The sequence below is a fragment of the Rubrobacter taiwanensis genome (genome assembly GCF_004337705.1).
GTDB lineage: Bacteria > Actinomycetota > Rubrobacteria > Rubrobacterales > Rubrobacteraceae > Rubrobacter_C > Rubrobacter_C taiwanensis.
The window spans coordinates 1-19,437 of sequence record NZ_SKBU01000031.1 but is presented as its reverse complement, the minus strand read 5'-3'; the positions used below and the strand labels follow the sequence as shown (position 1 = coordinate 19,437).

The following is a 19,437-nucleotide window of genomic DNA, read 5'->3' as shown; positions in this document are numbered from 1 at the left end:
CTAGCTCCGGTACCCGAGCTGGCGCTCCAGCTCGGTGAGGGCCCCATCGGTTATCTCGGCGATCTTCGAGAGGACCTCCCGGTCCGCAATAAGCGCCGGCGAGTACTGGATGACGGGCTCGTCCTTGTCGTCGAAGCGGCAGATGAGACCGCCCTCCAGCAGCTTCCTGGAGAGCACCCCCTTGAAGTACTTCTGGTACTCCTCCTCCTGAAGCGGCGTACCGTCGGCCCGCTCGGGCCGGACCTCGACGGCCCAGAAGAAGCCCATCCCCCGCACCTCCTCGACAATGGGGTGGCCTTCGGCCATCCGCTTCAGCTCGCTCTCGAAGTGCCCCTCCAGCTCACGCACGTTCTCAAGGAGCTTCTCGCGCTCGATAATCTCGATGTTCTTCAAGGCCACCGCCGCGGAGACCGGATGGCCGCCGAAGGTGGAGCCGTGGGCGAACATCGGGGCGCCAGCCCTCAAGGTGTCCCGGACCCTCTCGCTCACCACCACCCCGCCCATCGGCAGGTACCCGCTGGTCACGCCCTTGGCGAAGCTGGTCATGTCCGGCACCACGCCGAAGCGCTCGATGCCGAACCACTCGCCCAGCCGCCCGAACGCGCAGATCACGGCGTCCGAGACCAGAAGCACCCCGTGCCGGTCGCAGATCTCACGCACCCGCCGCCAGTAGCCCTCGGGCGGCACCAGACACCCCCCGGCGTTCTGTACCGGCTCCAGGATGACCGCCGCAACCCTCTCCGGCGGCCCGAACTCTATCGCCTCCTCGATTGCGTCCGCCGCGCCATCCGGGTCCTGCTGGGTGTTGGGCACGTGCATAAACCCCTGCAGCAGCGGCTCGAACGGCGCCTTGAAGGTGGGCAGCCCCGTGACCGAGAGCGCCCCCAGCGTGGTGCCGTGGTAGGCGATCTTGCGCGAAATGATCTTGTAGCGCTCCGGCTCCCCATTGGCCGCGTGGTACTGCCGCGCGAGCTTGATGACCGTCTCCACCGCCTCAGACCCAGAGGAGACGAAGAAGGTCGTTGAGAGATCGCCCGGAGCCAGCCCCGCCAGCCGTGCCGCCAGCTCCAGACTCCTCGGATGCTGGAAACTCCAGTTGGGGAAGAACCCCAGCTCCCTCATCTGCGCGGCCGCCGCCTCGGCCAGCTCACTCCTCCCGTGACCGACCTGCGTCGTAAAGAGGCCGGCAAGACCGTCCACATACTCCCGGCCCTCAGCATCCCTCACGTAACAGCCCTCGCCGCCGACGATCACCGGCAGCTTCGACCAGTCCTCCGAGAAAGGCGTGAAGTGCAACAGAAGGTTCTCGACCCCCGGCAGCCCCGTACCCTCCCCCCGCTCCCCAAGACCCCGCATAACGTCCATAACCGCCGACCTCCCGGAGCTAATCCGTTCCCCGCTTTCTCCCCACCCGCTTTCCAAGAAATTTACAACTTTACTGTAACGCAGTCAAGTTAGAAGGTGGGTGGGGTATTGACGTAGATGGCTTCGGCGGTTTCGTCTTCGGTCCACCAGCGGTGGGGGGTGGTAGAGGGGAAGTGGAGGGTATCGCCGGGTTTGAGCTGGTAAGTACCGCGTTCTTTGAGTTCCACGTAGAGGGTACCGGAGAGGAGGTAGATAAACTCTTCGCCGTGGTGGGAGTAGAAGCCTTCGCTACCGGAGCGGGGGGGGACGTGGAGGAAGGAGGGGTCCATCACGCTTTCGCCCACGATCATCTCTTCGAAGCGGACGCCGTTCTCCCACTGCATGACCGGCCGTTCGTGCGGGCGCACGAGGGGGACGTTACGTTTGAGGTCGGCGCCGAAGATCTCGCGCAGGGTGACGTTGTAGACGCCGGCCAGCCGCCGCAGGGAGGCCACGGAGGCTCCGCTCTCGCCCCGCTCCAGCGCTGAGATGAAGGAGATGGAGAGGCCCGTGGCCTCGGAGACTTCCCGGAGGGTCTTACGGGACTTGACGCGCATTCTGCGGAGTTGATCCCCGAGGGCGTTGGGCCGCTTATCTCCGGGTCCGGCGCCGTTCGGCTCGGCCGGGCCGAGCCGCTGCCGGATGGCGGCGAAGTTCAGTCCTTCCACGACGCGCAGGCGTTTTATCTGTCTGAGCCGCTCGATATCCCGTTCGGTGTAGACCCGGTATCCGCGGCCGGTGCGCTGGGGGGAGATCAGGCGCTCCCGTTCCCACAGGCGCAGGGTCTGTGCGGCGACCCCGATCGCCTCCGCTACCTCCCCGATCGAGAACCCTGCCGGGCAGCTCTCCGCCAAACTCTCCACCTCACCAGGCGCGCTATCATCACAGTAGGCTTGTCTCGTTATTGTAAAGTGATTCTACCAGTCCGCCGGATGTGGCGCGAAAGGGCGGTGCGGGTCCCGGCGCGGGGCAATGGGGTATATTTACGGGGTCGGGGCGAGCTTCTCCGGCGCTTTCAGGACGAGAGAGGGAGAGGGTGATATGGCTACGGTGGTCGGAGTACCCAGAGAGATCAAGGACCAGGAGGGCCGCGTGGCCCTGCAGCCCGACGGTGTGGAGGAGCTCATCCATCACGGTCACGAGGTGGTCGTGCAGCGGGGTGCCGGTGCGGGGTCCGGATTCTCCGATGAGGAGTATGCGCGGGCCGGGGCCCGGGTGGCGAAGGCGGCGGAGGAGGTCTTTGAGCGGGCCGACCTGATCGTGAAGGTCAAGGAGCCCATTGAAGAAGAGTACGGGCTCTTCAGGGAGGGGCAGCGGCTCTTCACCTACCTGCACCTTGCCGCCGACAGGAGGCTCACCGAGTTTCTGATCGAGCGCAAGATAGACGCGGTGGCCTATGAGACGGTGGAGCTTGAGGACGGCACCCTGCCGCTCTTGACGCCCATGAGCGAGGTTGCGGGCAGGATGAGCGTGCAGGCCGCGGCCCACTGCTTGGAGAGCCCTCAGGGAGGGGCGGGACTTCTGCTGGGAGGCGTTCCGGGAACGCCTGCCGCGAAGGTGACCATCATCGGGGGCGGGGTGGTCGGCACCGAGGCGGCAAAGATAGCGGTTGGGATGCGGGCCATCGTGAGGGTTTTAGACATAAACCCCAAGCGGCTTGCCTACCTCTCGGACATCTTCGGGGGGCGGGTGGACCTGGTGATCCCGAACCGGGCCCGGCTGGCCTCATACGTAAAAGAGTCCGATGTGGTCATAGGGGCGGTTCTGGTACCGGGAGCCAGAGCCCCCAAGCTCGTCACCAGAGAGATGGTGAAGAGCATGCGGGACGGCTCGGTGATCGTGGACGTGGCCATAGATCAAGGAGGATGTGTGGAGACCGCAAGGCCTACCACCCACTCCGATCCCACCTACGTGGAGGAGGGGGTCATCCACTACTGCGTGGCCAACATCCCCGGTGCGGTGGCCCGCACCTCCACGCTGGCGCTCACCAGTGCCACGCTGCCCTACCTGATAAAACTGGCGGACAAAGGCATAGAGGGCGCGGCAAGAGAGGACGAGGCGCTGGCCAAAGGTATCGCCACCCTGCATGGAAACCTGACCTCAGAACCGGTCGCCGAAGCCCACAAACTGCCCCACACGCCGCTCCATCAAGTCTTGTAACACAACCTACCATCCTCGGGCGTGCTAGACTGGAGGCCGCCTCGTCTGCGGTGTTGAGTTTTCCCTGCGTTGCGGGCGGGGTATAGATTGTCCTTCGGATCGGCACAGGAGAGGTGAGAATGGACACGCTGACCCGAAAACGATCGCTGGAGACGCTGGGGATTCTGTCTCCGGGCCGGGTGCATGAGAACTTGCCCGCCGCCCGGCTGGTAGAGGAGGCTATCCGGCGCCGCGAGGGCATTCTGGCTGCGAACGGCGCGCTGGTATCCGAGACCGGTGAGCGGACCGGCCGCTCGCCGGACGACAAGTTCATCGTGGAGAACGGGGCCACGCGGGATCGGGTGGACTGGGGCAGCGTCAACCGGCCCGTAGCCCAGGAGGTCTTCAACGGCCTTCTGCGGAAGGCGGCGGCCTATCTGGAGAGCCGGGACGAGATCTTCGTGCTGGACGCTCACGCCGGGGCCGATCCCGCCTACACCCTGAACGTGCAGATAGTCGCCGAGCGGGCCTGGCACGCGCTCTTCGCCCGCCAGCTCTTCCGCAGGCCCACCCCGGAGGAGCTGGAGAGCTTCGAGCCGGACTGGACGGTCGTCTCGGCCCCGGGCTTCCGCACCGACCCGGATAGGGACGGCACCAACTCCGACGTCTTCGTGGGGGTGGACTTCGAGAAGCGGGTGGTCTTGATCTGCGGTACGGAGTACGCCGGGGAGATAAAGAAGAGCATCTTCACCGTGCTGAACTTCGTCTTGCCCGTCGAGCACGGCGTCTTCCCGATGCACTGCTCGGCCAACGTGGGCCGGGAGGGTGATGTGGCGCTCTTCTTCGGGCTCTCCGGGACCGGCAAGACCTCTCTCTCGGCCGATCCCGAGCGCCGGCTCATCGGAGACGACGAGCACGGCTGGACGGACCGTGGCATCTTCAATTTCGAGGGCGGCTGCTACGCCAAGTGCATAGACCTCTCCCCCGAGAAAGAGCCTCAGATATACAACGCCATCCGCTTCGGGGCCGTGGTCGAGAACGTCGTCGTGGACGAGCGTACGCGCGAGGTAGACTTCACGGACGCCTCCAGGACCGAGAACACGCGCGCGGCCTACCCGCTGGAGTTTATCGAGGGCGCGGTGCTCGAGGGCATGGCCGGGCACCCGAAGGCGATCCTGTTCCTCACCGCCGACGCCTTCGGGGTGCTGCCGCCCATAAGCCGCCTCTCCCCCGAGCAGGCCGCCTACTACTTCCTCTCCGGCTACACGGCCAAGCTGGCCGGGACGGAGGCGGGGCTCGGGGACGAGCCGCAGGCCACCTTCTCCACCTGTTTCGGCGCGCCGTTCCTGCCGCTGCCGCCGACCACCTACTCCGGCATGCTGCAGCGGAAGATGCGTGAGCACAACGTCCGGTGCTATCTGGTGAACACCGGCTGGTCGGGCGGTCCGTACGGCGTGGGGGAGCGCATAGACATAGCCCATACGCGAGCGATGGTGCGGGCGGCCATCTCCGGCGAGCTGGCGGAGGCCGAGACGCGCACCGACCCGCACTTCGGGCTCAAGGTCCCGCTGCGGGTACCCGGGGTGCCGGAAGAGGTTCTGAACCCGCGGGAGACCTGGCCGGACAGGGAGGCCTACGACGAGCAGGCGAAGCGGCTGGCCGCCCGCTTCCGGGAGAACTTCCGGAGGTTTGAGGAAGAGGTGAGCGAAGAGGTGAGGAAGGCCGGTCCGAAGGACTGAGCCCCGGTGGGCGTGGTCCCCTCCGGTGGTAGAATCCAGCCGTGGGCATCATAGACAGAGCGCTGGCCGAGTCTGTCAGGGTGATCCCGCGCCCCATCGTGCGGAAGATCTCCAGCCGCTACATCGCCGGGTCCACTCTGGAGGACGCCCTGGCCACAATCCGGGAGCTGAACGAGCGGGGATGCAAGGCCACGGTGGACGTACTCGGTGAGGGGATCCGGCACAAGAGCCAGGCCATCGAGACCCTGAACGAGTACAAGCGGGTGCTCGAAGCGCTGGACGAGCACGGCCTTGAGTCCGGCATCTCGGTCAAGCTCACGGCGCTGGGGCTGGCGCTGGACGAGGAGCTGTGCCGGGCGAACCTGGAGGAGATCCTCATCTCCGCCGCAGCCCACGGCCGCTTCGTGCGCGTGGACATGGAGGACTCCCCCTACACCTCCGCAACCCTGGACCTGGTGCTGGAGATGCACCGGCGCTACGGGAACGTGGGGGCGGTCATCCAGGCGTACCTCAGGCGGAGCCTCGAAGACGTCGAACGGCTGGCGGAGCACAAGGTCTCGGTCAGGCTCTGCAAGGGCATCTACGACGAGCCGCGCCGCCTAGCGTACAAAGACTTCGACGTCGTGCGGCAGAACTACATCCTGCTGCTGGAGCGCCTGATGGAAGAGGGCTGCTACGTCGGCATAGCGACCCACGACGAGTACCTGGTGTGGCACGCGCTGAGGATCATCCACCGCCTGGGGCTGTCCCCGGATGAGTACGAGTTCCAGATGCTGCTCGGGGTGGACGAGGAGCTGCGCACCATCCTGGTCGAGTCCGGCCAGCGGATGCGGGTCTACGTCCCCTACGGCCGGCAGTGGTACGAGTACTCCACCCGCCGCCTGCAGGAGAACCCGAAGATAGCCACCTACGTCGCCAAGGGGGTTCTGGGGCTCGGGTAGGCCAGAGCACCTACAGCCGGGCCACGATCACCTCCACCCCGGCATCCCCTATCTTCCGCAGCATGTCCCGGGGCGCCCGCTCGTCTGTTATGAGCGCGTCCACCTCGCTGAGAGAGGCTATCTTCGCCAGCGCCACCACCCCGAGCTTTGAGTGGTCCCCCACCACGACCACCCGGCGCGAGGCTTCCACCATCGTCCGGTCCGTCTCGGCCTCGGCTATGTTCGGTGTGGTGAGCCCGGCCTCGGGATGTATGCCGTGCACCCCTAGGAAGAGGATGTCAGCGTTCAGCGACCGGAGCGTGCGGTCGGCGTAAGCCCCCACGAGCGCGTCCGACGGCGTGCGGAAGATGCCGCCGGAGAGCACGATCTGGTCCCACCCGTTCTCCTGCAGCGTCAGCGCGATGTTGGTGGAGTTGGTGATGAAGGTGAGGTCCCGGCCGGCCCGCTTGAGCGCCGCGGCTATGTGCCAGGTCGTCGTCCCGGCCGAAAAGGCCACCGTATCTCCGTCCTCTATGAGCTTGAGCGCCTCGCGGGCGATGGCCTGCTTCTCGGCCTGCTTTAGGCGGCGCTTGTGGGTGAAGTGCGGCTCGGTGGCGGCCTTGCGCACCGGCACGGCCCCGCCGTGTACCTTCTGCAAGAGCCGCCGGGCGGCGAGCGCCTCAAGGTCCCGCCGGATCGTCATGTCCGAGACACCCAGCCTCCCGGCCAGGTCCATCACCGCAACGCTCCCGTTGCGCTCCAACTCCTCCAGAATCCTCTGTCTGCGCTCCTCGGCCAGCAACCTCTCAGAGACCTCCGCACTCGCCGCCGGATTTAAAATAGCATAACCGGCGGCCGTGCTATCCTGACCCCCGGACCGAAGACGGGAGAGGTTCCGGTGGAGAGAGTACGCCCGCACTACGGCGGTGGCAGCATCCTGAACGTGGTCTCGGAGATCTCGGAGCACTTCGGGGTTCCGACCGGACACCCGCCCGCCCGCAACCTGCCGCTGGACGGCGCGGCCTCGGTCGTGCTGTTCATCGTGGACGGCCTGGGCTACCGCCAGCTCATGTGGCACCTGGAGGCCGGAGACATGCCGGAGCTCGGCCGGATGCTGGAACGGGGCGAGATGCGGCTTGCTGAGGCCACCTCCGTCTTCCCCTCCACGACGGCGGCGGCGCTCACCACCCTGCACACCGCCGCCCCGCCCTCCGAGACCGGGATGCTGGGGTACAACCTGTGGCTGCCGGAGGCCGGCGCGGTCTCGGACATGATCTCCTTCCGCAACCTGGAGCGCGGCGAACCGCTCCCGCTCACCGGGTGCCTGATGCGCGTCCCGTCCCTCTACGGCCGCCTCTCGGAGGCCGGAATCCGGTGCCGGGCGGTCAACGCCGCCGGGTTCCGGAACACCGCCCTGACCCGCTGGCACTTCGCCGGGGCGGAGTACATCCCCTACGGGAGCTTGAGGGAGATCCCGCCCCTGACCGCGCGGTGCGCGGCGGAGCCCGGCTATACCGTAGCCTACTGGCCGGAGTACGACAGGACCTGCCACCTCCACGGCCCCCGCGGCAGCCGGGCGAGGGATGAGATCCGGGCCGTGGACCGGGCCATCGGAGAGCTCTTCAGGAGCCTCCCCCAGAACACGGCGCTCGTGATCACCGCCGACCACGGCCAGCGGGAGCTCTCTCCCCGGAAGGCCGTGCTGCTCAACGGCGACCCGTACTTCACGCGCCAGATCACCGCCCCGCCCGCCGGCGAGCGCACCGCCCGTTACCTGTACGTCCTCGACGGTGCGGAAGCCGGGATCGCCCGCCATCTGCAGAAAGCGGCGGAGATAATGCCCGCCGCGGAAGCCTGGAGTTCGGGGCTCTTCGGCGGTCCGCCGGCCCGGGAGGACTTCTACCGGCGCACCGGAGACCTCCTCGCCGTAACCCGTCCCGGCTGGCAGCTCAACTGGGCCTTCTACCCCGGGCAGCGCAAGGACGTCCACCGCGGCGGGCACGGGGGGTGGACGGCGGAGGAGATGCTCGTTCCGGTGCTCGCGGCCCGGCCGTAGAGGAGGGGTGCAAAATCCCCGCAAATCTTGCAAAAACACCGTTTAGAAATCCGCCCGGTCCCGTATCATCGAAGCATCTGCGGAAGCGTCGGAAGAGGAGGAAGCGGTGCAGGACCATCGGGGGGAGTTCGAGATCTGGCAGCAGCGGCAGCGCGACCTCCTGCGGGAAGCGGAGAACCGGCGCCTCGCCCGCCAGGTGCGCAGCGGCTGGCGCATAAGCTTCGGAGGCTGGATACTGAGCCTGCAGCGGGCTCCCCGGTGCGCGGGGGCCGTAAGCCGCCGGCAGCAGAGTGCCAGCCTTTGGTAGAGATATCCGACACCGCAGAGTTCCCGCTCGCCGGGCCGGGCGGGGAGCCGGTAGACCTGAGGAGGACGTTCATCTCCAACGGCATTACGCTGCTCCCACCGATGAGCGTGGACGAGGAGTCCTGGACGTTCGAGGTCACGGTCCCGGTGACCGGCGGCCGCGCGCGCACGGTGCGCCTCTCCGAGGGGAGGCCCGGCTACGGTGTCGCCGGCATCGCCGGAGATCCGCCCGGCCCCGGGGAGCGGGCGGAGGTCCTGGGGACCGTCCGGCACGTGCTGCGGCTGGACGAGGACCTCTCGGAGTTCTATGGGTTCATCGCCGGAGATCCGGAGCTATCGTGGGCAGCAACGGGCGCGGGGCGCATTGTCCGGAGCCCCACCGTCTTCGAGGAGGTCGTCAAGACCGTCTGCACCACCAACTGCGCCTGGTCGGCGACGGAGAGGATGGTCGGCGCGCTGGTCGAGCACCTGGGAGCGCGGGCCCCCGGAGCGCCGGAGAGCGGTCCCGCGGGCCGGGCGTTCCCGACGCCCGCGGCGATGGCGGAGGCCGGGGAGGGCTTCTACCGGGACGTAGCGCGCGCCGGGTACCGGGGCCGCTACCTGATGAGCCTGGCGCGCTCGGTCGCCGCGGGTGGGCTGGACCTGGAGGCGCTCGGCCGGGCGGGCCCGGAGGAGCTGCCCGATGAGGAGGTCGCGCGGCGGCTGCTCGCCCTGCCGGGGGTCGGCCCGTACGCCGCGGCGCACATAATGATGCAGCTCGGGCGCTACTCCCGGCTCATCCTGGACTCCTGGACCCGCCCCACCTACGCCCGGCTGGCGGGGGTGGAGGCCGCAGAAGACCAGGAGATCGAGGAGAAGTTCCGCCGCTACGGCAGGTACGCGGGGCTGGCCTTCTGGCTGTATCTGACGCGGGACTGGCTCCGGGAGCCCTAGAGCAGGTCGTACCTGGGCTTCCGGCGCCGTTTCCGGCGCCGGTAGACCGCCGTCCCCACGACCCCGGCCACCACGACCACCGAGAAGACCATAAACAGCCCCACGTACTCCGGGGCCTGGCGCCCCAGGAAGGAGTAGAAGAGCGTCTGGGGCGCGATCCCGAGCGCCGTGGCGAGGAGGAAGCTGGAGAAGCGCATGCGGGTGAGGCCCGCCGCGTAGGAGATGACATCAAACGAGATACCGGGGATGAGCCGCCCGGCGAACACGGCGTAGGTGCCCCACCGGGCGAACCAGCGGTCGGCGGACTGAAGTCCGGCCTTGCCGACCAGGATCTCCACCGGCACCCGGCCCAGGGCGCGCGAGATCCAGAAGCAGACCGCGGCGGCCAGCGTGTGGCCGAAGAGGCTCAGCATCCAGCCCCAGAACGTCCCGAACGCCAGCCCGTTGGCGAAGGTTATGATAAACGACGGCACCGGAGCCGCGATGGCCTGCAGCACCATCAGGAAGCTGGAGGCCACCGGGGCCCAGAGGCCGTAGGAGAGGATGTAGTCCCGCAGGCCGTCTATGTCGCCCCGGCCCAGGATCACGAGCGCCCGGTTGAACTCCTCCCGGAAACCGTCGGAGATGAGGTAGACGAGCCCGAAGAACGCGGCGACCGCCACCAGCAGCGCGAACCGGATCCAGCGCACCGTGCGCGCCGGGAGCTTCACCGGACCAGGCGGGGTCAGGGAGTTCTTACTGCGGGCCAACTGCGCTCGCTTCCATCCTGCGTGAAAGATTATCCCATTCGGCGAAGGGGATGAGAGCTCCGCGGGGCCGTCCCCGCATCCCCTTTTCCGCATCCGGGAGTGTATCAGGGAGGCGCGTCGAGGGTAAGGTGGCCTACAGCATCCCGGCCGCGCGGGCCAAATCCAGGGCGTTCTGCGCCATGCGGATGTTAGCGGCGTCCACCATCCGGCCGTCCACGCTCACCGCCCCGCTCCCGGCGGCCTTCGCCTCCTCGTAGGCGGCGACCACCTTCCGGGCCCACTCCAGCTCCCGCCGCGTGGGTGAGAAGACCTCGTTGACGACCCCGATCTGGGCCGGGTGAATGCACCACTTGCCGTCGAAGCCTAAAGAGCGCGCGATCTGGCAGGATCTCCTGAGCCCGTCGGGGTCCCGGTAGTCCGCGTAGGGACCGTCCACCGCTTTGACGCCCGCGGCGCGGGCGGCGACCACGATGCGGTGCATCGCGTAGTGGAAGCGGTGTCCGGGGTAGAGCTCGTCCCACTCGCCGGCCATTCCGATGTTCTCTAGCGGCATGCGCACGCTGGCTGCGTAGTCCCCGGGACCGAAGATGAGCGTCTCCAGCCGGGATGTGGCGCGGGCTATCGCATCCGCGTTCGCCAGACCCCGCGCGGTCTCTATCTGGGCCTCCAGCCTTATCTTCCCCACCTCCAGCCCCAGGCGGCGCTCCACGCCGGCGAGCAGCACGTCCACGGCGTACAGGTCTTCCGGCCGGTCCACCTTGGGGATGAGGATCAGCCCCAGCCTCTCACCCGCCCCCTCGGCGACCTCTATGAGGTCCCGGTAGAAGAACGGCGTGTCGAGCGCGTTGATGCGGTAGGCGGCGGGCCGCCCGCCCCAGTCCAGCTCCCGCATCGCCCGGATCACGTTCGCGCGGGCCTCCTCCTTCTCGTCCGGCGCGACCGAGTCCTCCAGATCCAGGAAGACCACGTCCGCTCCGGTGGCGAGGGCCTTTCCGATCATGTCCGGCCTGGAGGCCGGGACCGAGAGTTCGGATCTCTCCACCCTCACGCTCTCCCCTCCCATCCCGTCATCTGCGCCTCAGCCGAGCAGGGCCGTTACCGGCTCGCCCCGGATGGAGGCGTCCAGCACCTGCATCGGGTGCGCCATCGGCATCTTCTCACCCATGCGCTGCAGGCTGGCCCGGATCTGCAACAGGCAGCCGGGGTTGGCGGTGACCAGCATCTGCGCCCCCGTCTCGAGCACGTGCTCCGCCTTGCGCCGGCCCAGCTCCTCGGCGGCCGCCGGTTCGACCATGTTGTAGATGCCGGCCGAACCGCAGCAGATCTCGGCCTCCCGGATCTCCCGGATCTTCAGGCCCGGTATCCGCCTCAGCTCCTCGCGCGGCTGCCGCCGGATGCCCTGCGCGTGCGCAAGATGACACGCGTCGTGGTAGGCCGCGACCACCGGCAGCGGGTGCCGCTCGGCGGCCGGTCCGAGCTCGTTCAGGAACTCCGAGGCGTCCCGCACCCGCGCGGAGAATTCTTTTGCCCGCTCCGCGTACTCGGGGTCGTCGCGCAGCAGGTAGCCGTACTCCTTCATCGTGGAGCCGCACCCGGCCGCGTTTACGACCACGTTCTCCACCCCGGCGGCCTCGAAGGCGTCTATGGTCCTGCGGGCGAACCGCCGGGCCTCTTCCTCCCGGCCCGCGTGCATGCTGAGAGCGCCGCAGCAGCCCTGCTCGGGCGCAAGCACCTCGCACCCGTCGGCGGCGAGCACCCGCACGGTAGCGGCGTTGACGTGCGGGAAGAAGACCCGCTGCACGCAGCCGGTGAGCACCCCGACCCGGCGCCGGATTTGCCCGCGCGCCGGGGTGAACCCCGGAACCTCCTCCCCGCCGTCCGGCAGCTCGGGCATCAGTGCCTCCATCGCCCGCAGGCGCCGCGGCAGCAGGTTCAGCGCGCCGCTCTTCCTGAGCACCTCCCCGATATTGAACCTCTGGTAGAGCTTGAGCGGGGCGGTCGCCACGCGCAGGCGCTCGGGATACGGGAAGAGGGCGAAGATCATCTCCCGGAACCACCTGTCCTCGGGCGAGCGCTCGTAGCGGCGCTCGACCTGCTGGCGGGTGGACTCGATGAGCTTGTCGTACTGCACCCCTGAGGGGCAGGCGGTGACGCACGCCATGCAGCCCAGGCACAGGTCGAAGTGTCGCACCATGCTGTCGCTCAGCGGCTCGCCCTGCCGCCCCTGCTCCATGAGGTAGATGCGCCCGCGCGGGGAGTCCATCTCCTCCCCGAAGAGCACGTAGGTCGGGCAGGTGGGCAGGCAGAAGCCGCAGTGCACGCAGTCGTCTATGAGCTCCTGCTCCGGCGGGTTGTGGTCGTCGAAGGCGGGGAAGACCTGCTTGCCCGCCCGGCGCTTCCCGGCCTCGACCGCCGCCTTCTCCGCCACCCGGCTCGCGGGCACCACTTTGTGCCCGATGTCCTCGGGCCGCTTTGCTCCCACGGCGTGTGCCGCGGCTTCTTCCTGGGCCGGGGTATCCACCCGGCCGGCTTCGTTCTCCTGGGCGTACCCGGCCCGGTCCGGCGAGCCGTCGGGTCTCTCTGCCACTAGATACCTCCCACAAATCTGCCGGGGTTGAGGATGTACCCCGGATCGAAACGTTCCTTCACCCGGCGCATGAGCTGCAGGGCATCCCCGGTAGAGCCCCACACCTCGACCCGCCGCTTGAGCTCGGCCGGAGCCTGCACGAGGACGAGGCTCCCGCCCCGCTCCTCCACGCCGCGGCGCAACTCGCCGATGGCGGCGGCCCGGGAATCTTCATCTCCGCCGGAGAGCCCGACGAAGGTGACCCCGGTCCCGGCGTGGCCCGAGATCTCCGGTTCGAATCCGTATCTGCCGGTGATACGCTCCACGGACTCCAGCACGTCCGGCAGCCCGGCGGGAACGCCCGCTATCTTGAGCCCGATCCCGCCGCTCTCCCACGGCATGGGCAGCAGCTCGCTCCAGAGCTCGTCTTCCTCGCTCTCGTCCAGGATGCGGGCCTCTCCGTGCTCCCCCAGCAGCTCGCGGGCCGCTCTGGACTGCGCCTCCACGCCGGGCTTTACGCCCTCGATCAGGACCGCGAGGCGGCCGCGGCCGCCCCGCCACCTCAGCTCCAGCGCGCCGGGTACCAGGGAAGAGTGCAGGATGCTCTGCACCGCGGCTCCGGCAGAGGCCGCGTCCTCCAGCTCGGCCGCGACCGTGCCGCTCGCGAACGGCACCGGGTGCAGCCGCCAGATCGTCTCCACGATGACGCCCAGAGTCCCCAGGGAGCGGGTGAAGAGCTTGCTCAAATCGTAGCCGGCCACGTTCTTGACGACCTTGCCGCCCGCGCGCGCCACCGTCCCGTCGGCCAGCACGACGGTTATCCCGATCAGGAGGTCCCGCGCCGTCCCGTAGCGCAGCCGCCGCGGGCCGGAGGCGTCGGCCGCCACGATGCCGCCGACCGTGCCCTCCGCCTCCGGCGGATCCAGAGCGAGCATCTGGTTCGCCCCGGAAAGCTCCTCCTGCAGATCCTCCAGCCGCACCCCGGCCTGCACGCCGGCGACCAGATCCCCCGCAGCGTGCTCTATGATCCGGTTCAAGCGCCGGGTGCTGAGGATGACGTCGAGCCCGGCGGGCGGATTCCCGAGCTCCATCTTGGTCCCGCTCCCGCGCGGCGCCACCTTCAGCCCGGCCCCGCTCGCCAGCTTTAGGACCTCACTAACCTCCTCGACCGAACCCGGCTCGACCACGATGCTGGGGACAACGCCGTCCACCGCGTCGTCCGGGACGGCCTCGCGGACGTGCTCCCCTCCGACCACCTGCCGGAAGTCCTCCGGCGAGAGCGTGCGCTGCATCAGAATATCTCCGCGAGTCCGGCCTTCTGGACGGGGTGCAGCTCCCGGCGCGGCCCCGGGACCTCGCCGCAGAGGCGCGGGGTCGGGAAGACCTTGCCGGGGTTGCAGAGGTAGTGCGGGTCGAAGGCGCAGCGCAACAGCTGCATCACGTTCAGGTCGTCCTCGGTGAACATCTTGGGCATGTGCTTCTTCTTGTCCTCGCCGACGCCGTGCTCGCCGGTTATGGAGCCCCCGTGCTCCAGGCAGAGGGTCAGGATCTCGCCGGCCAGCTCCTCGGCCCGCTCGGCCTCGCCCTCCTTCTCCTCGTCGTAGAGGACGAGCGGGTGCAGGTTGCCGTCCCCGGCGTGGAAGACGTTGGCTACGCGCAGGCCGTACTCGGCGGAGAGCTCGGCCATGCGCCGGAGCACCTCCGGCAGCGCGGTGCGCGGGATGACGGAGTCCTGCACGTAGTAGTCCGGGCTCATGTGCCCCATCGCCGCGAACGCCGCCTTGCGCCCCTTCCACATCAGCGCCCGCTCCTCGTCGTTCTGGGCTATCCGGATCTCGAACGAGTCGTTCTCCCGGCAGATGCGCTCGACCTGCTCGAACTGGTGCTCAACCTCGGCCTCCGGCCCGTCCAGCTCCACGATGAGGATCGCCCCCGCTCCCTTGGGGTAGCCGGGCCTCACCCCGCGCTCGACCGCCTCGATGGAGAGCGAATCCATCATCTCCACCGCCGCCGGGACTATCCCGGCGGCGATGATTCCGGAGACCGCTCCGCCGGCCTCGTCCGGGCTGTTGAACGCCGCCAGCAGGGTCCGTACCGCCTCGGGCTTGCGCACGATCCTGAGCGTTATCTTGGTCGCGATCCCGAGCGTCCCCTCGGAGCCCACGAACGCCCCTACCAGATCGTAGCCGGGAGTGTCCGGAGCCTTGCCGCCGAGATGCACCATCTGCCCGTCCGGCAGCACGACCTCCAGCCCGGTCACGTGGTTGGTGGTGAACCCGTATTTCAGGCAGTGCGCACCGCCGGAGTTCTCGGCCACGTTCCCGCCGATCGAGCACACCAGCTGGCTGGAGGGGTCCGGCGCATAGTAGTAGCCGGCATCCGCCACCTCCTCCGTTACCCAGAGATTGATGACGCCCGGCTCCACCACGACCCGCTGGTTGGGGATGTCCACCTCCAGAATCCGGCGCATCCGGCTCATCACGATGAGCACACCCTCCTCCACCGGCAGCGCCCCGCCGGAGAGCCCGGTCCCGGACCCGCGCGCCACGAAGGGCACCCCCTCCTCGTTGCAGATCCGGACCACCCGCTGTACCTGCTCGGCCGTCTCCGGCAGCACGACGAGGCTCGGGATCACGCGGTAGCTCGCCAGCCCGTCGCACTCGTAGGTGCGGAGCTTCTCCCGCTCAGAGATAACACCCTCCGGCCCAAGCACCGCCTCCATCCGCCGGATTACCCGCTCTCTGTCTAACATGCCGCCTCCCAGCGCCGCCCGACTACTCCCCCGATACAGCCCCATTGTATCCGAGGTGCCGGAAGGCGCTACGAGATTTCTCCCCTCGCCCCCCGGCAGCTCCCGGTAACGCAGCCAATCTCCCCTGCGCTCCGTTTAATGAAATTATTTGTTCATTTTACGGAATATAGGCAATATGGCAAGGAAGCGGCCGGGATTTCGGGATCCTCTCGTCCGGAAGCGGCTCGACCGGAGCTATCCTTAGAGGGAAGGTCTGATACGCGGGTTTAGGGGAGGAGCCCTGATGCTAGAAGACGCTGCAATCACCGTCATGGAGCGCTGCGAGCTGCTGGGCAGCATCAGCGAGGAGTCCGGGAGGCTCACCCGGCCCTACGGCTCGCGGTCTCTGCGGGAGGCCGGCGACCGTGTCGCCGGCTGGATGAGGGCTACCGGGATGAGCACTCGCCGGGACGCGGCCGGCAACCTCATCGGCCGCTACGAGGGCGCGGGGGACCGGACCCTCGTTCTTGGCTCCCACCTGGACACCGTGCGCGACGCCGGAAAGTATGACGGCCAGCTGGGCGTGCTCGCCGCCCTCGCCTGCGTCCAGCGGCTGCACGAATGCGGGGAGCGCCTGCCGTTCGCCATCGAGGTCGTCGCCTTCGCCGACGAGGAGGGGCTGAGGTTCGGCACCACCTACCTGGGCAGCTCCGTGTACGCCGGAGCCTTCAACCCCGAGCTTCTAGACTACCGGGATGCGGAGGGCGTCTCGATCTCGGAAGCGGTGCGCCGCTTCGGCGGGGATCCCGACGCCCTCGCCGGAGACGGCCGGCCGGGAGGGGATCTGATCGGCTACCTGGAGCTGCACATCGAGCAGGGACCGGTGCTGGAGAGGCTGGGCGCGCCGGTAGGTATCGTCTCCGGCATCACGGGTCTCAGCCGCATCGGGGTAGGGTTTACCGGCAAAGCCGGACACGCCGGCACCGTCCCGATGCAGGACCGCAGAGACGCGCTGTGCGCCGCAGCCGAGTTCGTGCTGGAGGCGGAGAGCGCGGCGAAGTCGGAGCCGGGGGCGGTAGCGACGGTCGGGGAGATCTCGGCCCTGCCCGGCGCGGGCAACGTCATCCCCGGCGAGGCCCGGCTCTCCCTGGACCTCCGGCACCAGGACGACGCAACGCGCGAGCGCCTGCGGGAGCGCCTGAAGCGGCGGGCGCGGGAGATAGCCGATCTCCGCGGCTGCGCGGGTAGCTGGCAGGTGCGGCAGGAGAGCGGCACGGTCCCCTGCGACCCGGAGCTGAGCGGGCTGCTGGAGCGGGCCGTCCAGAGCGCGGGCATCTCGGCCCACCGGCTGCCCAGCGGCGCAGGCCACGACGCAGCCCAGGTCGCAGAGCTGGCCCCCGTGGCGATGCTGTTCGTCCGCTGCAAGGAGGGCATCAGCCACAACCCCGCCGAGTCCGTCTCCAAAGAAGATGTAGCCGCCGCACTGGACGTCCTCGAACGCTTCCTGCAGCTCCTCGCGGAGGGAGAAGGTCCGCACCGCGGAGGCAGCCGCACCATGTGCTAGAATCACGGTGTTCCGTCATGCGGAAGAAAAGTTTTGTAGGTCGGATTCAGGGCGTGAGGGAAGCGAGAGCGAACGGCCCCTGTCGAGCGGGCTCTCGGCATTCTGGAGCTCTTGAGCCGGCGTCATCCCCCACATCCGGCGCATAGCGGAGAGCTTTCCCGAAAGCCTGCGCGCTGCCGCTCCCTGAGCCGCGGAGCATCCCGCCTCCGGACCCGCTGTCCGGCACATCCGGCCCCGGTATCATGGGGGGAAGAGCGGCCTCTTCCGGAAGGGACTGACGGATGAAGCGAGATCTCAAAGAGATCCTGAACGCAGGGCTGGCGGCGGCCGACCCCGGAGCCGCCGTTCTTCGCTGCCTCAAGGTGGACGGAGACCGCCTGAGCGCCGGGGGTGAGACTTTCGAGCCGGAGCGCGTCTTCGTCGTTGCAGCGGGCAAGGCCGCCTGCGCCATGGCGAAAGCCGCCGAAGAGCTGCTGGGCGACCGGATCTCCGGCGGGCTCGCCGTGACTAAGGAGGGGCATGAGGGGCCGCTGGAGTATCTGGAGGTTCTGGCCGCCTCCCATCCGGAGCCGGATGAGCGGGGCGTGGAGGCCGCCCGGCGGGTCGCCGGGCTCGCAGAGGAACTGGAGGAAGGCGACCTGCTCCTGGCGCTCATCAGCGGCGGAGCGTCCGCGCTGCTCGCCGACCCCGCAGAAGGCATAGAGCTCTCCGAGCTGAAACGGCTCACCTCATCTCTCCTGCGCAGCGGAGCCTCCATAGATGAGATCAACTGCGTAAGAAAGCATGTCTCCACCCTCAAGGGCGGCGGCCTCGCCAGGCTCGCCCACCCGGCACAGACGCTCGCCCTCCTGCTCTCCGACGTGGTCGGCGACGACGTGTCCTCCATCGCCAGCGGGCTCACCGCCCCCGACCCGACCACGCTAGAGGAGGCCCGGCGCGTGCTGGAGCGGTACGGCATCGAACCGCCACAAAGCGTCGCCGGGCACCTGAAACGGGCAGAAGAGACCCCCAAGCCCGGCGACCCGCTCTTCGAGCAGGTAAAGAACCTCGTCTGCGGCGGCGGGCGGCACGCGGTGGAAGCCGCCGCGACCCGGGCGGAAGAACTCGGATATCCGCCGCTTATCCTCTCCACACGCATAACCGGTGAAGGGCGCGAGGTGGCCGGCGTGCACGCGGCGATAGTCCTGGAGGCGCTCGAGAGCGGCAACCCCGCCGCCCCGCCGTGCGCCATCCTCTCCGGCGGAGAGCTGACCATCACGGTGCGCGGCAAGGGACGGGGAGGCCCCAACCAGGAGTTCGCCCTGGCGCTGGCCGTGGAGCTGGAAGGGGTCGAGGGATGGGCCGCGCTCGCCGTTGACACCGACGGCAACGACGGCCCCACCGGCGCGGCGGGCGGGCTGGTGGACGGGGAGACGGCCGGAGCCATCCGCTCCAGAGGTGCGGACCCCCGGGCGGCCCTCGAAGCGAACGACTCCCACACGGCGCTCGATGCCGCCGGAGTCCTGCTCGAAACCGGCCCCACCGGGACCAACGTCAACGACCTGCGCGTAATTCTGCTCCGCAGAGCGGAATAAATGTTGCGCTTCGGCATGCAGAGCCGCTAGCATGTAGCAGGCTTGGTGGAAGCGAACCTGAAGGGTTGGGGAGGATGCCTTCGGGCGGAGGAGGGAAGGAGCCACTTTGTTAGACAATCTGGCGGTACTGAGTCTTCTGGCGCTTGCGCCGCTCTTGACGGTGGGGGTTCTGCTGGTGGGGTTCCGCTGGCCGGCCAAGTATGCGATGCCGGTCGGGTATGTGATCGTGGTGGTCATTGCCACGTTCGTGTGGGGGATGGACCTCATAAACGTAGCGGCCGCTTCGGTGGAGGGTCTCATCATAGCTCTGGGGCTGCTCTACATAGTCTTCGGGGCGCTTCTACTTTTGGCGACGCTCACCGAGAGCGGGGCTATCCAGACCATCCGCTCGGCCTTCACCGACATAAGCCCTGACCGGCGCATACAGGCCATCATAATCGGGTGGCTCTTCGGGAGCTTCATTGAGGGGGCCTCGGGCTTTGGCACTCCGGCGGCGGTGGCCGCTCCCTTGCTGCTGGCTCTAGGATTTCCGGCGATGGCCGCCGTCATGGTGGGGCTCATCATCCAGAGCACCCCGGTGAGCTTCGGAGCGGTCGGGACCCCGATCATAGTCGGGGTTTCCGGCGGGCTCACGGGGGTTCCGGCCGTGGAAGAGCGCGTAGCGGCCTTAGTACTACAGTTGTAGATAGTGGTATGCTCTGGCATCATGCTCACTCCTGCTAAAGGAGGACGGACATGGTGCGACACCCGGTGGAT

General features: G+C 68.3%; 16 protein-coding genes and 1 pseudogene. 9 read left to right on the top strand and 8 right to left on the bottom strand.

From position 1 onward, the window contains the following. Both E0L93_RS13750 and E0L93_RS13745 read right to left on the bottom strand, forming a co-directional pair. Positions 1-1,365 carry an aspartate aminotransferase family protein gene (locus E0L93_RS13750; protein WP_132692654.1) on the bottom strand — a complete coding sequence of 455 codons (1,365 nt, stop codon included), beginning with the start codon at positions 1,363-1,365 and terminating at the stop codon, positions 1-3. Between the two features lie 89 nt (positions 1,366-1,454). Further along, entirely contained in the window at positions 1,455-2,258 is an 804-nt protein-coding gene (locus tag E0L93_RS13745) for a MerR family transcriptional regulator (protein WP_132692653.1), read from the bottom strand. Positions 2,259-2,445: 187 nt separating this feature from the next. On the opposite strand from E0L93_RS13745, the gene ald reads away from it, so the two are divergent. The 3 genes from ald (at position 2,446) to E0L93_RS13730 (ending at position 6,223) form a co-directional block, all read left to right on the top strand. Further along, entirely contained in the window at positions 2,446-3,564 is a 1,119-nt protein-coding gene (ald, locus tag E0L93_RS13740) for an alanine dehydrogenase (protein ID WP_132692652.1), read from the top strand. A 119-nt stretch (positions 3,565-3,683) separates the two neighbouring features. Then, on the top strand, positions 3,684-5,282 hold the full coding sequence (gene pckA / locus E0L93_RS13735; RefSeq protein WP_132692651.1) for a phosphoenolpyruvate carboxykinase (ATP): 1,599 nt from the start codon (positions 3,684-3,686) through the stop codon (positions 5,280-5,282). A 41-nt stretch (positions 5,283-5,323) separates the two neighbouring features. Further along, positions 5,324-6,223, top strand: a complete 900-nt coding sequence (locus E0L93_RS13730) for a proline dehydrogenase family protein (protein WP_132692650.1) — start codon at positions 5,324-5,326, stop codon at positions 6,221-6,223. Between the two features lie 10 nt (positions 6,224-6,233). Here the strand turns inward: E0L93_RS13730 and E0L93_RS13725 are convergent, their stop codons facing one another. Continuing rightward, positions 6,234-7,004, bottom strand: a complete 771-nt coding sequence (locus E0L93_RS13725) for a DeoR/GlpR family DNA-binding transcription regulator (RefSeq protein WP_207890513.1) — start codon at positions 7,002-7,004, stop codon at positions 6,234-6,236. Positions 7,005-7,100: 96 nt separating this feature from the next. Between E0L93_RS13725 and E0L93_RS13720 the strand changes: the two genes are divergently transcribed. The 3 genes from E0L93_RS13720 to E0L93_RS13710 all read left to right on the top strand — a co-directional run bounded on the left by E0L93_RS13720 (position 7,101) and on the right by E0L93_RS13710 (position 9,497). Then, a complete protein-coding gene (locus E0L93_RS13720) occupies positions 7,101-8,258 on the top strand; it encodes an alkaline phosphatase family protein (RefSeq protein ID WP_132692649.1) in 1,158 nt (385 codons plus the stop codon). Between the two features lie 106 nt (positions 8,259-8,364). Continuing rightward, positions 8,365-8,565 carry a hypothetical protein gene (locus E0L93_RS13715; RefSeq protein ID WP_132692648.1) on the top strand — a complete coding sequence of 67 codons (201 nt, stop codon included), beginning with the start codon at positions 8,365-8,367 and terminating at the stop codon, positions 8,563-8,565. After that, positions 8,559-9,497, top strand: coding sequence for a DNA-3-methyladenine glycosylase family protein (locus E0L93_RS13710; protein ID WP_132692647.1), 939 nt, complete (start codon positions 8,559-8,561; stop codon positions 9,495-9,497). Before E0L93_RS13715 ends, E0L93_RS13710 begins: the two co-directional genes overlap by 7 nt. On the opposite strand, the gene E0L93_RS13705 is transcribed toward E0L93_RS13710, so the two are convergent. From E0L93_RS13705 to E0L93_RS13685, 5 genes are all read right to left on the bottom strand, one after another. Continuing rightward, positions 9,494-10,246 carry a TVP38/TMEM64 family protein gene (locus E0L93_RS13705; protein ID WP_243638245.1) on the bottom strand — a complete coding sequence of 251 codons (753 nt, stop codon included), beginning with the start codon at positions 10,244-10,246 and terminating at the stop codon, positions 9,494-9,496. The genes E0L93_RS13710 and E0L93_RS13705 overlap by 4 nt on opposite strands. Before the next feature lie 133 nt (positions 10,247-10,379). Continuing rightward, positions 10,380-11,294: an HpcH/HpaI aldolase/citrate lyase family protein gene (locus tag E0L93_RS13700; protein ID WP_132692645.1), complete on the bottom strand. Its 915-nt coding sequence runs from the start codon at positions 11,292-11,294 to the stop codon at positions 10,380-10,382. A gap of 30 nt (positions 11,295-11,324) precedes the next feature. After that, the gene (gene glcF, locus E0L93_RS13695) at positions 11,325-12,674 is read right to left on the bottom strand and encodes a glycolate oxidase subunit GlcF (protein ID WP_132692728.1); all 1,350 of its coding nucleotides are present in this window, start codon (positions 12,672-12,674) and stop codon (positions 11,325-11,327) included. A 158-nt stretch (positions 12,675-12,832) separates the two neighbouring features. Continuing rightward, positions 12,833-14,104, bottom strand: a complete 1,272-nt coding sequence (locus E0L93_RS13690; protein ID WP_207890512.1) for an FAD-binding oxidoreductase — start codon at positions 14,102-14,104, stop codon at positions 12,833-12,835. Then, positions 14,104-15,564 (bottom strand): FAD-linked oxidase C-terminal domain-containing protein, encoded by a 1,461-nt coding sequence (locus E0L93_RS13685; RefSeq protein ID WP_132692644.1) that lies wholly within the window; start codon positions 15,562-15,564, stop codon positions 14,104-14,106. The genes E0L93_RS13690 and E0L93_RS13685 overlap by 1 nt, the downstream gene beginning before the upstream one ends. Positions 15,565-15,847: 283 nt before the next feature. Between E0L93_RS13685 and E0L93_RS13680 the strand changes: the two genes are divergently transcribed. From E0L93_RS13680 to E0L93_RS13670, 3 genes and pseudogenes are all read left to right on the top strand, one after another. Further along, positions 15,848-17,107: an allantoate amidohydrolase gene (locus E0L93_RS13680; RefSeq protein ID WP_132692643.1), complete on the top strand. Its 1,260-nt coding sequence runs from the start codon at positions 15,848-15,850 to the stop codon at positions 17,105-17,107. 281 nt (positions 17,108-17,388) lie between these two features. Next, on the top strand, positions 17,389-18,681 hold the full coding sequence (locus E0L93_RS13675; protein ID WP_132692642.1) for a glycerate kinase type-2 family protein: 1,293 nt from the start codon (positions 17,389-17,391) through the stop codon (positions 18,679-18,681). A gap of 106 nt (positions 18,682-18,787) precedes the next feature. After that, a pseudogene (locus tag E0L93_RS13670) lies at positions 18,788-19,363 on the top strand (L-lactate permease); the annotation flags it as partial. Between the last annotated feature and the right edge of the window lie 74 nt (positions 19,364-19,437).

Excerpts from the sequence above, each read along its gene's own strand:
- E0L93_RS13680 (WP_132692643.1), top strand. The coding sequence starts at position 15,848 with ATGCTAGAAGACGCTGCAATCACCGTCATGGAGCGCTGCGAGCTGCTG.
- ald (WP_132692652.1), top strand. The coding sequence starts at position 2,446 with ATGGCTACGGTGGTCGGAGTACCCAGAGAGATCAAGGACCAGGAGGGC.
- E0L93_RS13685 (WP_132692644.1), bottom strand. The coding sequence starts at position 15,564 with ATGTTAGACAGAGAGCGGGTAATCCGGCGGATGGAGGCGGTGCTTGGG.
- E0L93_RS13675 (WP_132692642.1), top strand. The coding sequence starts at position 17,389 with ATGAAGCGAGATCTCAAAGAGATCCTGAACGCAGGGCTGGCGGCGGCC.
- E0L93_RS13750 (WP_132692654.1), bottom strand. The coding sequence starts at position 1,365 with ATGGACGTTATGCGGGGTCTTGGGGAGCGGGGGGAGGGTACGGGGCTG.
- E0L93_RS13690 (WP_207890512.1), bottom strand. The coding sequence starts at position 14,104 with ATGCAGCGCACGCTCTCGCCGGAGGACTTCCGGCAGGTGGTCGGAGGG.
- pckA (WP_132692651.1), top strand. The coding sequence starts at position 3,684 with ATGGACACGCTGACCCGAAAACGATCGCTGGAGACGCTGGGGATTCTG.